The sequence below is a fragment of the Peribacillus muralis genome, from assembly GCF_001645685.2.
Lineage (GTDB): Bacteria > Bacillota > Bacilli > Bacillales > DSM-1321 > Peribacillus > Peribacillus muralis_A.
Genome location: NZ_CP017080.1, coordinates 3,128,307 through 3,140,024 on the forward strand (window position 1 = coordinate 3,128,307; position 11,718 = coordinate 3,140,024).

The following is an 11,718-nucleotide window of genomic DNA, read 5'->3' on the forward strand; positions in this document are numbered from 1 at the left end:
TTGCTCCAGGCTTTGTTTGGTTATTGCTTCTTATAAAAAATCCAGGGGCATTGTTCTTGACCCCCACAGGATGCATTCAAGCTCACTTACCAACATTAATTTTTTCGAACCTTTTTCTGGGCACTTTTTTTAAGCAGGGCTGAAAGGGAAACGGCTCAAGAATGATTCTTAATTAACCAAGCTGCTCCTATTACGCCTGCATCATTGCCTAATGTTGCGAGGCTTATTTTCGTTGATTTGCCAACGCGTTTGAACGCATATTTTTCAAAGGCGGAACGGACAGTATCAAGCAAGATTGCTCCTGCCTGAGAAACGCCCCCGCCAATGACGATTTTGTCGGGATTCATGACATTTCCTACATGTGATAGCGCAAGTCCTAAGTAATTGCCTACCTTATCGACCACGGCTTTTGATAGGGGATCGCCATCGATTGCGCATTGGAATAGCAATTTGGAAGAAACTGCATTTCCTTCGTTCACTTTTTGCTGCAGCAAAGATGTTCCATCGTCTTCATTCAATGCCTCCACAGCCAGTCGCACGATTCCAGTAGCTGAAGCAACCGTTTCCAAACAACCTGTCTTGCCGCAATTACATGGTGCTCCTCCTTCCGGTATTACCGTCATATGCCCTATCTCTCCCGCCGCCCCACTTGTTCCATGGACAATGCGGCCATTATGAATGATTCCGCCGCCTACACCCGTACCAAGTGTGACACAAACAAGATCTTTGGCCCCATTACCAGCACCCTTCCACATTTCTCCGAGAGCAGCCATATTGGCATCATTATCAATGACCGCAGGCAGAGAGGTTTCCACTTCCAATAAATCCTTTAATGGATAGTCTTTCCAACCAAGATTCACTCCTTCATAAATGGAGCCATTGACAAAATCCACAGGGCCAGGTGCACCCATTCCTATCCCCACTACCTTACTTTTCGGTTCATTCAATTCTTCAAGCTTCGCATCGATCGATTTAGCAATGTTCGTCGTGATGAATTTCCCCTTTTCGGAGATGTCGGTGCTGATTTCCCATTTATGTATGATCTCCCCATATGAATTGATTAAAGCTAGTTTGGTAGTTGTACCGCCTAAATCGACACCCATCAGCCATTTTTCCATCATTCTCACCTTTTTTTATCAATTTTTTTCTGTTTCTCCAACTCAAGAGACAATTGCTGCCTAATTAAAAGGATTGCCATTTGATAATCTTTCGTATCCATCATCTGCATACGATGGATTTCCCTGATCTCAGCTTCCATCAGTTCAAGCTCCGCAATACGATCGCCAATGTAAATAAATGTACCAAATCTTTTCAAATATTGTTGAAGATCATAATAGGTTTTCATAATCTGCCTCTTTACTCTTTTCTATAGGAAAGTATATCGAATCAGCCACTTTGTAACAAGCATCCATTTCCGCTTTTGATAATTTCCCGATCTCCCTCATACATGTCCGACTCCATTCATATGATGGAATACAGGACAAGTGAACGCCGTTATTCATATTTTAACAGGCAATACTGCTGGAAAGCCTTGCATCATGCATTAAAACGGAGGGGAAAAATGAAATTACAATTAAAGTATACCGTTTTATTAGTCATAACTACCATTTTTGTCATCCTTTATTTTTCAAATAATCAGGCAGAGGAAACGATCACATATTTTCCCATCGATTCCTCGCTTCATTTTGAACATGCCTCCACACTTCTTACGCCAAAGGAAAACGGGGGTTCCGCCTATTCGATCACTTGGAGGGTTACTTCGGCTTTGGATCGGCCAGCCTACCTCCGTCAAGACGTATCCCTTTTATATACCAATGGAAAATTGACAGGCGCTCTAAAAAATTGGCGGCAAAATAAACAAGAGCTGTCCCAAAAAGCGAAAGCAAAAGAAAGTGAAAGCGGACGCTATGATGCCGTTACCTTCCATTATGCAGAGGTTCATCCAAGTGAAACCATTTTCACCAGTGCCCAGCAGCTCAGTAAAGATAAAATTTATGCGATAACGACACCTTCATTCCAATATTTCCACCGTCCAATTTCGGAAGAGCAGATCGAATGGAAAAAAACTTTGGACAGCTTGACGAATCAAACGGTCCAAGACGGTTTGGAAAAAGCCAGTCATGCCTATCAAATAAATTTAGAACAATATAACATCATCCCATTAACCGACCTTCCCGACAAAAAAAACCAGTGGCTTTCCGCATTTCCTTCATTCAAGCGGGAAGAAATTGTTGGCAAGCTATGGGAGGGACTTTATAAAGATTATGTATTAGGAGTAAAAAAAGAGGATGGGTCCACCGTTAATGCACAAGGCAGCACCATCCCCCTATTGCTAATTGCGCAAAATCAGCGTGAACTACTTGTCTTGTTTACGCTGAGGGATGGCACCCCCATCATGCTGCGTCAAGAATTATAGTTGTGCTTCGACTTTCTTCAAAAGTTTAGCATATGACTTGTTTTCCGGAGCAAGCTCGGTCGCCATTTGTGCTTGCTCCTTAGCTTGATCGTAAGCTCCTAGGCTCATTTGGACCAAGGCAAGGTTGTAATGCGCTTGATGTAAATCTGGGTCCGCTTCGATCGATTTTTCATAATATTCCTTGGCCTTGTATGTGTCTTTTTTATCAAGGGCTAAATTTCCGAGCATGAAAAGCGAAACCGATGCATTCGGGTTTTCACCTACATAATTGATTAACATATCTTCCGCTTTAGCTGTTTTTTCATCATCCATATACTTTTGGGCTAGCATAGCCATCGTCTTATCATTTGTCTCCGAGCTGTTTTGATGATTGAAGCCGTACTGTAGCAAAATATAAGTCAAAATCACCGTTCCAAATAGAAAAACGAGCCGTCGCAGGAGATTTTTGTTTTTAGGCAGATGAACCACTCCTGCAGCCAGGAAGCCACCAATCAAACCACCTATATGTCCCGCATTGTCAATCCCCGAAACGGAGAACCCATATATTAAATTTATGATGATTAACACGAAGACCGATGACCCCATCGAGCGCATGAATAATTTTGGATAGACGATCCCAAAATACAGCAGTGCACCAAAACAGCCAAAAATGGCTCCGCTCGCTCCAGCCGAAAGGTTCGGGGTCATGATGAAGCTTCCTAGTGTCCCGGCAAAACCAGCAAATACATAAATGAAAAGGAACCGGGCATTACCGTAAATCCTTTCCACTTCAGCCCCAATTAAATACAAAGAAAAAGTGTTCATCAGCAAATGAAAGAAGCCAATATGGACGATCATCGGGCTAAAGAACCTCCACCACTCCCCTTGCATGATCAATGGGGAGTATTTCGCCCCAAATTCAATCAATGTATTGGAATTGGTGCTGCCCCCATTAAACTCCATCAGGATGAATACAGCTATCTGAATGGCCATGAACATATATGTAAAGAATGGCTTGTTGGCATTTTGAAACACTTTCTGCTCGGCCTTCGCCTTTTTGACTGACTCCGAGATGGCTTCCTTCTTTAGTACAAGAACCTTTTCTTCATCTATTTCATCTTCTTGAAGAACTTGAATTGAAAGTGGTTTTTTCAAAACATGCTCAAGATTTTGCAGCGACTGTTGATATGTTTCACAAGAGAAAATGAATGTGTTCACCTTCGTTTTTTTATAGGAAGCAGCCTGAAAACTAAATTCATGATCATCGACAGGCGCAAATTTACTCACATAGATACTTAATATGTTTATTGGTTTTTTGTATAATTTCTGTCTGATTCTTTCCCCATTCTGCAACGTCCGTTCCATATCACGCTTCAGCCAATTAGCCCAATCCAAATCATGCCGGATCAGCCTGATGACCGGAAATTCCTTATTCGTATCACTTTCAAGCCATATCTCCTGATGGTTTTCCGTGACGGTGATCATTCGATAATCATATTGGGCCGACAACTCCCTGATGGTTCCCCAAAACAAATAATCCTCTTTAAATCCCAATGCCTTCCCCACTTTCCAATCGATCTCAAGCTTCTGATTTCATTACTTAAAACTATAGACGATATCATGAAAAAAGTAAAAAAAGGAGACTGCTTTGATGATTCTTTCTCCCTTCTAAATGAAAAAGGAACCTTGAGCAGGTTCCTTTTTAAGAAATGCAGGCATCATTCATTTGGTCTGACTGAACATGCTTTGCATCATTTTATCCCTGAACATTGGCATACTCAAGGATTTGGTCACTAGAAATCTTCTCAGGATGCCATTGGAAAGAGCTGCGTTGACCAAACGGTACCGGTTTTTATAACCGGCATAAACTGCCAAACCAACCAAGAAGATGTGAATAATCGATCGAAGCATAACGATCCCTCCTACCATTAGTGTGATACAGGACAGGATTTTTATGAGCTAAATGTGATAAATATTAAACATCTTCTATTGGGCGGACGTCCGCAGAACTTTTGAAGGGGTAATCAGCTTACCAACTGCAATATCGTGAACCTCCACCGGTAGCTCATCCACAAGTTGAATCTCGTATGCAAGGGCCAACGTAGCACCTTTGTATCCGGGGAGGAAACGGTCATAATAGCCGCCCCCGAAGCCGAGGCGAAACCCCTCTTTCGTAAACGCGAGGCCCGGGACGATCAGTGCATCCAATTCGTCTTTGGTCACTTTGGCTGTTTCGGCTACTGGTTCAAGCAGCCCATGATATACCGTTTCCAGCTGATTGAAGGAGGAAATCTTTCTGAATTCCATCGTCTTTTTATCAGGGTCACATTTTGGTACCGCCACTCCCTTGCCTTCTCTCCACGCTTGTTCGATGATCCGGATTGTTGGAACTTCAGGATGGATGGAAATGGTGATGCCGATCGTTTTAGCCTTTTTCCATTCTTCCAGCGAAAATAGGTTATCTGCTATCCCGCTCGATCGTTCTTCATGCTCCTCAATGGTCAGCTCCATTAAGCGCGATTTAACTTCCTCCCGGAGCTTTTTCTTGTTTTCCTTCATCATTTCACACTCCTTTGTTCTGCTACAATTAGTATCTCATGATAGTAGTGCGTTTCCGAAACGTCCGTGACACATCAAAAAAAAAATAAAAAAAAGCATAAAAAAAACAACAGGAAAAATCCTGTTGCTTACTTTGTTTCACGGTGAGTCGTGCTGCGTTTTTCTCTTGAGCAGTATTTTTTAAGCTCAAGACGGTCTGGATTGTTACGTTTATTTTTTTTAGAAATATAGTTACGGTCTCCACATTCAGTGCAAGCTAATGTAATATTCACGCGCATGTGTATTTCCCTCCAAACATATTGACTTTTTCACATAGGACTTTTCTATAATAGCATTATTTCATGTGAATTGCTAGTATGTTTTTTGGGAAATGGAACATTAACTTTTAACCAAGTCAATTCGTAACGTTTTGCATCGTCAGTAGAAGCTGATTATTGATGATTTTCGCTTCCTCCTTCGTTTCTGCATGAATGACCCAGGCTACCGCTTCGATACATTCCTTTGGCAGGATCTCCGCCTCCAATGTAAACATGCTTGTCACTTCCCCCTTGGCGAGCGGTGAGTAAGCAAGGAGCCCTTCTTTCAATGATTTGAAGCACCCCTCTTGATAAAGGCTTCCCTTGCCTTGAATGCAATATTGCGAGATGCTTTTACCTTTGACCAAGCCACCTAATAAGGCAATGGATCGGGGGGCTACATGTAAGATGGCCCGCTCATTTGGGCTATAAAAAGCCACAGCCTGCCTTTCGAAAGCGTTTTCATAGTGAAAAAACACTTTTGGGTGCTTCGTCTCGAATGAGGTATTCCTGATCGTGAACTTCGAAAAGGTCACCTGCCCTTGTGTAAAGGTTTGTACCAGTGTCCGTATCTCCCCATTCGGATGACTCATCATGTCTTCTTCCGGATACCAATCGAAACTCTCATCCATCCATAAACCAGCCTTTAATCCCTTACGATATAGATCTTGGTTATCCTGCGGTATATATGCGTATAACGAATTCATCTAATCATCCCTTCCCCTCTCTATTGATAGACAGCTTATCGTTAGGCGCTGACAGCGAAAGAATCCACTCTTGAACCTGAACACCATGCCCTCATGATTAAAAATGAATATTCTAAATATTTCGTTTTCCGATTTATTCTATCTTCATGTTAGCACTGATTGGGCCCATGGACAATAAACACATTTTGTCGAATTTTATGCAAGCTATCAAGCAAAGCTTTTATGCCGGATTTTTCTGGTTCACTTTTTTTTCAAAGCTATAGCCCTGATGCGTTTCGACATTTTTTTAGAAAAAATCAGACAAAAAATGGAGCTTATTACCCATGCAATGGATATATAAATAGGAAATTCTCCATTTTTTTAAAAATATGTGTAAAATATAAGTATATGTCGAAAATTATCTTCTGAGGTGAAAACATGGAAACAATAATCATCCTTCTCTTCTCGCTGGCGATCATCCTTCTTATCCTTTCCTTTTTCAGTAAAGATAAAGTGGCCAAATTGGAAGAAGATATAGAACAGATGACAATAACGTATATGCAGGATATTTACCAATTAAAAAAGAAAGTGAAGATCCTTGAAGAGGAATTCGTCATCGGGGATGATCCAATTCCTGCCGTAAAAGCCAACTATCAGCAACCACCGGGCACTTCCGGTGGTTCCGAACCGATTCATGAGATACTAAAGAGCCAGGTTCTATCCTTATACGGACAAGGGCTTTCTTTGGCCCAAATCGCTAAACAATCCTCCTTAACCGAGGAGCAAACCCTATCGGTCATCGAACAGCATAGAATGCGGGGAAATGAGCATGTTTAAAGCAAAGCTGCAAGGCTTTTCCACCGGAATCATCTTTACGACAAGCATCTTTGCCGGCTGTTATTATGGCACCGGATTAATGAAAGAGACTAACTTGACCAAGGAAGAGGCCAAGGAAATGCTCGAAAATGACGGTTTCGTCGTCTCGCTTCCTAAGGAGGCGGACAAGCAGGCTGTCCAGCCGTCCATGGAAACCGACAAAGCTGCAAAGGTAAAGGAGCTTCCTATCGTTTCATATACCATCAAAGTCAAATCCAATATGACCACAACGGAAATTGCCAGCGCCCTTTATAAGGAAAAGATCATCGATGATGAGTCCCGATTCGAAACTTACATGAACGATCATGGATTTTCGAAAAAAGTTCAAATTGGCGAGTTTGTGGTTACGAATACGATGACCTATCGGCAATTGGCCAATACCTTATCACATCAGTGAATAAATAAAAGAGGCTTTGTAAAAAGCCTCTTTTATTATTCAATCAGTCATTTCTGCCGATATATCTGCCTCTTACAAGGAAATAAATGTTTTCTGCTATATTAGTCGTATGATCGGCAGTCCTTTCCAGGTAGCGGGCAATGAAAGAGAGCTGCGTTACCTGTTGAAGGTTCTTTTCATCGGATAGCCGGAGGAGGCTGCGGATCATTTCTCCATAAAAGCGATCGACCTCTTCATCCATTTCGATAATTTCCCGAGATAACACAACATCTTCCTTCTCGAATGCTTCTATGGAGAGTTCAATCATATTTAATGTGATTTCATACATCTGTTGCAGCGGCGTTAAAGGGAGTATGAACGGCTGATCGCCGATACGGATTGCCGACTTGGCGATATTGACGCCAAAGTCTGCCATCCGTTCAATGTCTGAGGCAATTTTTATGGCCGCGATGATCCTTCTCAAGTCAATGGCAACAGGCTGCTGCTTCGCAATCAGCAAAATCGCGAAATCATTGATTTCCTCCTCCAATAAATCCGCTTTCGTATCATCATCAATGACTTCCAGTGCCGCTTCTACATCCCTGTTTTCCAGTGCTTGGAATGATTTTGAAATAGCATCAGAAGCTAAATTGGCCAAATCGACTACTTTTTCTTGTAACTCTTTCAATTGAAGCTCAAAATTTTCACGAACGATCATGATATTATCTCCCTTTCTCGTTAACCGAAGCGTCCTGTAATGTAATCTTCCGTTCTTTTATCAGTCGGATTAGAGAAGATGGTATTGGTATCGGCGTACTCTATGACTTCCCCGTTTAAGAAGAAGGCTGTTCTATCGGAGATACGAGCTGCCTGCTGCATATTATGGGTGACAATGATGATGCTGAAGTCCTTTTTCAGTTCCTGGACCAATTCTTCTATTTTCAAGGTGGATATCGGATCGAGGGCGGAAGTCGGCTCATCCATTAATATGACGTCCGGTTCGATTGCCAAGCACCTGGCAATACAAAGCCGCTGCTGCTGTCCACCTGAAAGTCCATATGCATTTTCGTGCAGCCGGTCTTTCACTTCATTCCAAATGGCTGCTCCCTTTAAACTCTTTTCAACGATTTGATCCAGTATCTTTTTGTTTTTGATACCGTGGGTTCTTGGTCCGTAGACCACATTATCGTATATGGATTTAGGGAATGGATTAGGTTTTTGGAAGACCATTCCCACCTGTGTCCGTAAATCTTCGACCTTGTATGACTGATCGAGGATATTTCTATTCCTGTATTTGATTTGACCTGTCGTTTTGACATCAGGGACCAATTCGATCATTCTGTTCAAAGTTTTGATGTAGGTGGATTTCCCGCATCCAGAAGGCCCGATGATGGCTGTCACCTCATTTTGATGCATATCAAGGTTAATATTTTTCAATGCATGGTTTTCCCCATACCATAAATTGAGATAGGACGTTTCATATACCTTTTCCGGTGAGGCGGCGGGTTGTACAGCACCCGTCGCGATGGCTGGTGACTCTTTTTCTCTCGTTAAGGTCATATTCATGCTTCCTTCCTCCTAATTTAGTATCTTTTTTGGAATTTATTTCGAATCAGAACCGCAATTGAATTCATAAATATCAACAAGATCAGTAATACGATAATTCCTGCGGCAGCGACCTGCTGGAATTCCTCCTGTGGACGAGATGTCCAATTGTAGATCTGCATCGGAAGCACCGTAAATGTATCTAGGACCGTTTGAGGCAAAAAGGCGATGAACAATGGGATGCCAACCACGACCAACGGGGCCGTTTCACCGATTGCCCGGGATAAAGCAAGTATTCCGCCCGTTAATATGCCGGGTATGGCAGCTGGCAGGACAACTTTCCGTATCGTCTGCCATTTTGTTGCTCCCATCCCAAATGAAGCTTCCCTCAAATCACGCGGGACGGCACGTATGGCCTCCTGGGATGCCACGATGATCACGGGAAGGACGAGGAGACTCATCGTCAAGCCTGCCGCCAATACGGACCGATCCAACGCAAGGGCCCGGACGAAAACCGTTAAGCCAAGCAATCCGAACACAATCGAGGGAACACCGGCCAGATTGGAAATATTCACTTTGATGAAAGTGGTGATCCAATTCTTCCGCGCATATTCCTCTAAATAAATGGCCGTACCGACACCAAGCATCAGCGAAACGGGCGCAACGACGGCCATCAACCAGATCGACCCGATCAAGGCCGCTTTTATTCCAGCTTCCTCTGGCTTCCTCGAAGCGAAATTCTGCAGGAAATCCCCATTCAAATGTCCAATTCCTTGAGTGAATATCCGATAAAATAAGATGGCCAATACAATAAGGCCAATCAGTGTTGCCAAGAAAAACAATCCTTTACATATCGTGTTGACAGCCAGCCTTACGGGCATTTTTTTTGCAACATGACTTTTATTTATCAGCTTCATGTCTTAATATTCCTCCCTGAACCTGCGAGAGATGAACTGCGCCAGTAAATTCATAACAAGCGTAAAGACGAACAGTGTCATTCCCACCGCATAGATGCTGTAGTAAATCGTTGTCCCATACCCTGCATCCCCGGAACTTACCTGTACGATATAGGCAGTCATCGTTTGAATCGACGATGTGACATCCATATTCATGCTCGGGGTCGATCCCCCTGCCACACTCACGATCATGGTCTCGCCGATCGCCCTGGATAAGCCAAGCACGATGGATGCGACAATTCCAGAAATGGCCGCCGGCAATACCACTTTAATGGTCGTCTCAAGTTTTGTTGCACCAAGCGCATACGCACCTTCACGAATCGACTTTGGCACGGAAACAAGAGCATCTTCCGACAAGGAGGCCACCATCGGCATGATCATGATTCCTACAACGATCCCGGGACTTAAGGCGTTGAACATGTCAAGGGAAGGAAATAGTTCCCGCAAGACCGGTGTTACAAAAGTTAAGGCAAAGAAGCCGTAAACGATAGTCGGGATCCCGGCTAAAACTTCTAAAATCGGTTTGATGATCCTCCGTGTTTTCTCAGATGCATATTCACTCAAGAAAATGGCTGTTGCAAGTCCTACAGGAACTGCAACCACCGCTGCTATCAGCGTAATCTTCAACGTCCCAACGATAAGGGGCATGATCCCAAAAGAAGGAACGGATGCAAATGGGAGCCACTTGCTTGCCGTGAAAAATTCCACGATGGAAACCCTGTCAAAAAAGATGAATGTTTCAAAAATGAGCGTCAGGATAATCCCGATAGTAGTAAAAACGGAAATGGCCGCCATAAGGAACAAAAGCTTCGGTATGATTTTTTCTACATCTACTTTTTTCTTGCTTTTCTTTTCCAGGATCATTTGCTGTACAGAATAGGTTTCTGTTTCTCTCAGTTCCAACTTGCATCCTCCATTTCAGACACGCAATATTTGGATTTACAAGCCGTTGCCCCCGCCTTCACCTTGCCAAGGCGGGATCTTTCATAGCCTGTAAAATCAATTATTTTTTCAGTTCTTTCAATTTATCAAGATCTTTTTGGTACTCTTCTTCAGGAAGGCTTATATACCCCACCTCTTCGGAGAGTTCCCCTGCATTTTCGATGACGAATTGAGTATAGTCGGCCACCTGTTCTTTTTCAGCTACAGATTTGTTGGCGACATATGTGTAAAGCGGACGGGACAATGGTGCATACTCCCCGCTTTTAATCGTTTCATGAGTTGGCTCAACAGCGCCTTTTCCGTTATCGATGGAAATGATCTTCAGCTTATCTTTATTTTCCGCATAGTAGGCAAATCCGAAGAATCCGATGGCATTTTTATCACCTTCCACACCTTGTACAAGGACGTTATCGTCTTCGGAAAGCGTCGCATTTTCCACCATCGGCTTTTCTTCCAGGATGACTTCATTGAAATAATCGTATGTGCCCGAATCTGTTCCCGGGGAGTAGAATTTAATTTCTTCCTTCGGCCAGTCAGGGCGAATATCGGACCACATCTTCACCTTGCCATTATCAACCCACAGCTTTTGCAGTTCTTCGACGGTAAGTGAGTCGATGAAGTCATTATCTTTATTGACGACGATTGAAATGCCGTCAAATGCCAGTTTCAACTCTGTATATTTAATTCCCTTGTCATCAAGCATTGCACTTTCTTCTTCTTTGACCGGGCGTGAGGCATTACTTAAATCCGTCTCACCGGCGATGAATTTCTTAAAGCCGCCGCCAGTTCCTGACGATCCAACGGAAACTTTGACATCAGGCTGTGCACTCATATATTCTTCTGCCACTGCCTCCATGATCGGAAAGACCGTAGAAGAACCATCCGTGATCACTTCCCCTTGCAGCTGGCTTGAACCTTTTGCTTCACTGCCGCTAGTCTTAGCATCATCAGATCCACAACCTGCCGCCACTGCAATTACTCCGCCCAACACTACAGTCATCGCCACACCTTTGAAACGTCTCATTTGTAAATCCCCCTAAGAATTTTTTATATGAATATTTTGTCCTACAACCAAATCATACGGTTA

General features: G+C 43.1%; 15 protein-coding genes. 3 read left to right on the top strand and 12 right to left on the bottom strand.

All coding sequences use genetic code 11. The features are described from left to right. Positions 1 to 155 precede the first annotated feature (155 nt). Positions 156 to 1,121, bottom strand: coding sequence for an ROK family glucokinase (locus tag ABE28_RS15185; protein ID WP_064463360.1), 966 nt, complete (start codon positions 1,119 to 1,121; stop codon positions 156 to 158). Positions 1,122 to 1,123: 2 nt separating this feature from the next. Further along, the gene (locus ABE28_RS15190; RefSeq protein ID WP_064463361.1) at positions 1,124 to 1,345 is read right to left on the bottom strand and encodes a YqgQ family protein; all 222 of its coding nucleotides are present in this window, start codon (positions 1,343 to 1,345) and stop codon (positions 1,124 to 1,126) included. 216 nt (positions 1,346 to 1,561) lie between these two features. Between ABE28_RS15190 and ABE28_RS15195 the strand changes: the two genes are divergently transcribed. After that, entirely contained in the window at positions 1,562 to 2,416 is an 855-nt protein-coding gene (locus ABE28_RS15195; protein ID WP_064463363.1) for a hypothetical protein, read from the top strand. Here the strand turns inward: ABE28_RS15195 and ABE28_RS15200 are convergent. The 5 genes from ABE28_RS15200 to ABE28_RS15215 form a co-directional block, all read right to left on the bottom strand. Next, on the bottom strand, positions 2,411 to 3,949 hold the full coding sequence (locus tag ABE28_RS15200; protein ID WP_064463366.1) for a rhomboid family intramembrane serine protease: 1,539 nt from the start codon (positions 3,947 to 3,949) through the stop codon (positions 2,411 to 2,413). The two genes, ABE28_RS15195 and ABE28_RS15200, sit on opposite strands and share 6 nt — an antisense overlap. Positions 3,950 to 4,117: 168 nt before the next feature. After that, the gene (locus ABE28_RS15205; RefSeq protein WP_064463368.1) at positions 4,118 to 4,306 is read right to left on the bottom strand and encodes a hypothetical protein; all 189 of its coding nucleotides are present in this window, start codon (positions 4,304 to 4,306) and stop codon (positions 4,118 to 4,120) included. Between the two features lie 75 nt (positions 4,307 to 4,381). Beyond that, complete coding sequence (locus tag ABE28_RS15210) at positions 4,382 to 4,957, bottom strand: 5-formyltetrahydrofolate cyclo-ligase (protein WP_306807296.1); 576 nt, start codon at positions 4,955 to 4,957, stop codon at positions 4,382 to 4,384. Positions 4,958 to 5,082: 125 nt separating this feature from the next. Continuing rightward, positions 5,083 to 5,232 carry a 50S ribosomal protein L33 gene (rpmG, locus tag ABE28_RS24605; protein ID WP_028391797.1) on the bottom strand — a complete coding sequence of 50 codons (150 nt, stop codon included), beginning with the start codon at positions 5,230 to 5,232 and terminating at the stop codon, positions 5,083 to 5,085. A 116-nt stretch (positions 5,233 to 5,348) separates the two neighbouring features. Continuing rightward, complete coding sequence (locus ABE28_RS15215; protein ID WP_064463372.1) at positions 5,349 to 5,957, bottom strand: hypothetical protein; 609 nt, start codon at positions 5,955 to 5,957, stop codon at positions 5,349 to 5,351. 417 nt (positions 5,958 to 6,374) lie between these two features. Here ABE28_RS15215 and ABE28_RS15220 point away from each other — a divergent pair, with 417 nt between their 5' ends. Continuing rightward, complete coding sequence (locus ABE28_RS15220; RefSeq protein ID WP_064463374.1) at positions 6,375 to 6,773, top strand: hypothetical protein; 399 nt, start codon at positions 6,375 to 6,377, stop codon at positions 6,771 to 6,773. Then, positions 6,766 to 7,209, top strand: coding sequence for an endolytic transglycosylase MltG (locus tag ABE28_RS15225; protein WP_064463376.1), 444 nt, complete (start codon positions 6,766 to 6,768; stop codon positions 7,207 to 7,209). Before ABE28_RS15220 ends, ABE28_RS15225 begins: the two co-directional genes overlap by 8 nt. 43 nt (positions 7,210 to 7,252) lie before the next feature. Here ABE28_RS15225 and phoU read toward each other — a convergent pair whose 3' ends face one another. From phoU to ABE28_RS15250, 5 genes are all read right to left on the bottom strand, one after another. Continuing rightward, positions 7,253 to 7,906 carry a phosphate signaling complex protein PhoU gene (gene phoU, locus ABE28_RS15230; RefSeq protein ID WP_064463378.1) on the bottom strand — a complete coding sequence of 218 codons (654 nt, stop codon included), beginning with the start codon at positions 7,904 to 7,906 and terminating at the stop codon, positions 7,253 to 7,255. Positions 7,907 to 7,926: 20 nt separating this feature from the next. Further along, positions 7,927 to 8,748 (bottom strand): phosphate ABC transporter ATP-binding protein PstB, encoded by an 822-nt coding sequence (gene pstB / locus ABE28_RS15235; protein WP_373921350.1) that lies wholly within the window; start codon positions 8,746 to 8,748, stop codon positions 7,927 to 7,929. A gap of 23 nt (positions 8,749 to 8,771) precedes the next feature. Further along, a complete protein-coding gene (pstA, locus tag ABE28_RS15240) occupies positions 8,772 to 9,650 on the bottom strand; it encodes a phosphate ABC transporter permease PstA (protein WP_064463381.1) in 879 nt (292 codons plus the stop codon). 3 nt (positions 9,651 to 9,653) lie between these two features. After that, positions 9,654 to 10,553 carry a phosphate ABC transporter permease subunit PstC gene (gene pstC / locus ABE28_RS15245; RefSeq protein ID WP_064463705.1) on the bottom strand — a complete coding sequence of 300 codons (900 nt, stop codon included), beginning with the start codon at positions 10,551 to 10,553 and terminating at the stop codon, positions 9,654 to 9,656. 139 nt (positions 10,554 to 10,692) lie between these two features. Next, positions 10,693 to 11,655, bottom strand: a complete 963-nt coding sequence (locus ABE28_RS15250; RefSeq protein ID WP_064463383.1) for a PstS family phosphate ABC transporter substrate-binding protein — start codon at positions 11,653 to 11,655, stop codon at positions 10,693 to 10,695. Positions 11,656 to 11,718: the final 63 nt, after the last annotated feature.

Excerpts from the sequence above, each read along its gene's own strand:
- ABE28_RS15185 (WP_064463360.1), bottom strand. The coding sequence starts at position 1,121 with ATGATGGAAAAATGGCTGATGGGTGTCGATTTAGGCGGTACAACTACC.
- ABE28_RS15190 (WP_064463361.1), bottom strand. The coding sequence starts at position 1,345 with ATGAAAACCTATTATGATCTTCAACAATATTTGAAAAGATTTGGTACA.
- ABE28_RS15195 (WP_064463363.1), top strand. The coding sequence starts at position 1,562 with ATGAAATTACAATTAAAGTATACCGTTTTATTAGTCATAACTACCATT.
- ABE28_RS15205 (WP_064463368.1), bottom strand. The coding sequence starts at position 4,306 with ATGCTTCGATCGATTATTCACATCTTCTTGGTTGGTTTGGCAGTTTAT.
- ABE28_RS15210 (WP_306807296.1), bottom strand. The coding sequence starts at position 4,957 with ATGATGAAGGAAAACAAGAAAAAGCTCCGGGAGGAAGTTAAATCGCGC.
- rpmG (WP_028391797.1), bottom strand. The coding sequence starts at position 5,232 with ATGCGCGTGAATATTACATTAGCTTGCACTGAATGTGGAGACCGTAAC.
- ABE28_RS15215 (WP_064463372.1), bottom strand. The coding sequence starts at position 5,957 with ATGAATTCGTTATACGCATATATACCGCAGGATAACCAAGATCTATAT.
- ABE28_RS15220 (WP_064463374.1), top strand. The coding sequence starts at position 6,375 with ATGGAAACAATAATCATCCTTCTCTTCTCGCTGGCGATCATCCTTCTT.
- ABE28_RS15225 (WP_064463376.1), top strand. The coding sequence starts at position 6,766 with ATGTTTAAAGCAAAGCTGCAAGGCTTTTCCACCGGAATCATCTTTACG.
- phoU (WP_064463378.1), bottom strand. The coding sequence starts at position 7,906 with ATGATCGTTCGTGAAAATTTTGAGCTTCAATTGAAAGAGTTACAAGAA.
- pstB (WP_373921350.1), bottom strand. The coding sequence starts at position 8,748 with ATGACCTTAACGAGAGAAAAAGAGTCACCAGCCATCGCGACGGGTGCT.
- pstA (WP_064463381.1), bottom strand. The coding sequence starts at position 9,650 with ATGAAGCTGATAAATAAAAGTCATGTTGCAAAAAAAATGCCCGTAAGG.
- pstC (WP_064463705.1), bottom strand. The coding sequence starts at position 10,553 with ATGATCCTGGAAAAGAAAAGCAAGAAAAAAGTAGATGTAGAAAAAATC.
- ABE28_RS15250 (WP_064463383.1), bottom strand. The coding sequence starts at position 11,655 with ATGAGACGTTTCAAAGGTGTGGCGATGACTGTAGTGTTGGGCGGAGTA.